The organism is Desulfurococcus sp., assembly GCF_038881575.1.
GTDB lineage: Archaea > Thermoproteota > Thermoprotei_A > Sulfolobales > Desulfurococcaceae > Desulfurococcus.
In genome coordinates this window covers 1-1,735 of record NZ_JAVZPN010000015.1, presented here as the reverse complement: position 1 = coordinate 1,735, position 1,735 = coordinate 1, and the positions used below count along the sequence as shown (strand labels likewise).

Here is a 1,735-nt window from a genome sequence, read left to right as displayed (position 1 = left end):
GAGAGTTAAGACAGAAGGAAAAGGCGGGTTAGTAATAGAGCCTTTCACGAGCCCCAGAGTTGTCAAGTGTGGCGAGGTCTGCAAAGTAGTTAATTCAATGAATATCTGGAGCAACCAAACAGGCTGGTCTCAACCGCTCACGAAGCTAGCCACACTAGAGGCCATTGTGTCCGCACTACAAGATACCAACATAAGTAAGTTGAGCGAATACAGAAGAGATATTCAGTTACTATCTACTTTAGGTGCCTTAAGCGATGAGGAACTGAGAGCCTTGTGGGGGTGCAATGATCGAGCGAGCAGTCTCTACCAGTTAGTTAGGCGTGAAGTTTCGTACTCCTACATCTCTACATTGCGTGAAGATAGGTTAACAAACCTGAGTAGATTACTAGGAGAAATAACTGGTTCTGCTGAGAGGCTACACCATGCGTCAGGCGAGGATATAGGGTCGTGCCTGAAGAGGCTAGTTAGCGCTAAGACTCTACTTGACCTAGTACTGATCCGCTTAAGACATGGAGAAAGTTAAGAATAACGTCATGCTTCATGAGGTGTTCCAACTTGAGTGTAAGGTGGGTTCATGTAATTTCCGTAGGTACCTCAATCCTGAGGAACTTCAGTAGGGATCAAAAGAACTTATGTGAAAAGCTAGATATTTGCAATTGGGGAACTATGAGGTTTGACGACCCAGACCAACAGAGAGCTCTCACTGCTGCTAGGCGCGGCGATCCCATCTTTGATACACTCTACGAATATGTTTCAAAAAACCATTTCAAAGCTTCCGCCGAATTAAACGCTTTCTTGAGAGCTGTCAGTCGCTTTAAACACTCACCTCCTAAGGACGTCAGCGTCTACTTGTTTAGTAGCAATTCCGGCACAGGATATTTATGCGCCTCACTAATTCATGAGTTTCTGCGCAGCTTAAACTACACTATGCTAAGAAAAGACCCCATAAGGATTGAATACTTAGGAAAGAACTTACAAAGCTTTGAAGACTCCCTAGTCGATTTAGTCGAGAAAGTCGTTAATAAGATTCTTGAGTGGAACTCAAAAGGAATCAAAGTATACCTGAACCTCACAGGAGGCTTCAAGCCCGAGAGTACCTTCCTAGCATTAGCTGGAGCCCTCGCCGGCGCTCAGAAAGCATACTACATACACGAAACATTCGATGAACTAGTCACTGTGCCGCTACTCAAGCTAGCTATAGACCACAGACTAACTAACCTGATAAAGAGGCTAGAAGATCCCTATAAGACCTTCAGCGAGCCGGAATTAGAGGACCTCCTGAGAGGCGAGGGACTAAACCTGGAAGACCTAAGAGAAAGAGGATTCATAGAGGAGGAAAAACCTGCCTTCAGAAAATACTTAATAAAACTAGCAATGAAGCTATAGCACGAGAGGTAGCAGCATTCCTGGAAGAATCTAAGATGCAACCCAGATCTAAGGTTCCCAGTTGGGATCAGGCAGCAGACATTGTATATTGATTCGGTGAGATAGCATGAAGAAAGCGCTTGTAACAGGTGGAGCTGGCTTTATAGGTAGTCACTTAGTAGATAGGCTTGTCTCGAATGGCTGGTATGTTAAGGTTGTTGATAACTTCAGCAGTGGTAGACCTGAGAACATTGAGCACCATAGAAGTAGCTTGAAAGTCGAGGTGTTGAAAGGAGATCTGAAGGACCCTCAGGTAGCTGAAGACTCTGTTAAAGGTGCTGATGTAGTCTTCCACTATGCTGCTAACCCT

Annotated in this window: 3 protein-coding genes; all 3 read left to right on the top strand. The window is 44.8% G+C overall.

Going from position 1 to position 1,735, the window contains the following annotated elements:
* On the top strand, positions 1–523 hold a 523-nt coding region (locus QXV08_RS08660), incomplete at its 5' end, for a hypothetical protein (RefSeq protein WP_342821546.1).
* 32 nt (positions 524–555) lie between these two features.
* Positions 556–1,386, top strand: a complete 831-nt coding sequence (locus tag QXV08_RS08655; protein WP_342821545.1) for a putative CRISPR-associated protein — start codon at positions 556–558, stop codon at positions 1,384–1,386.
* 106 nt (positions 1,387–1,492) lie between these two features.
* Positions 1,493–1,735: SDR family NAD(P)-dependent oxidoreductase (locus QXV08_RS08650; RefSeq protein WP_342821544.1), on the top strand; the 243-nt coding region annotated here is incomplete at its 3' end.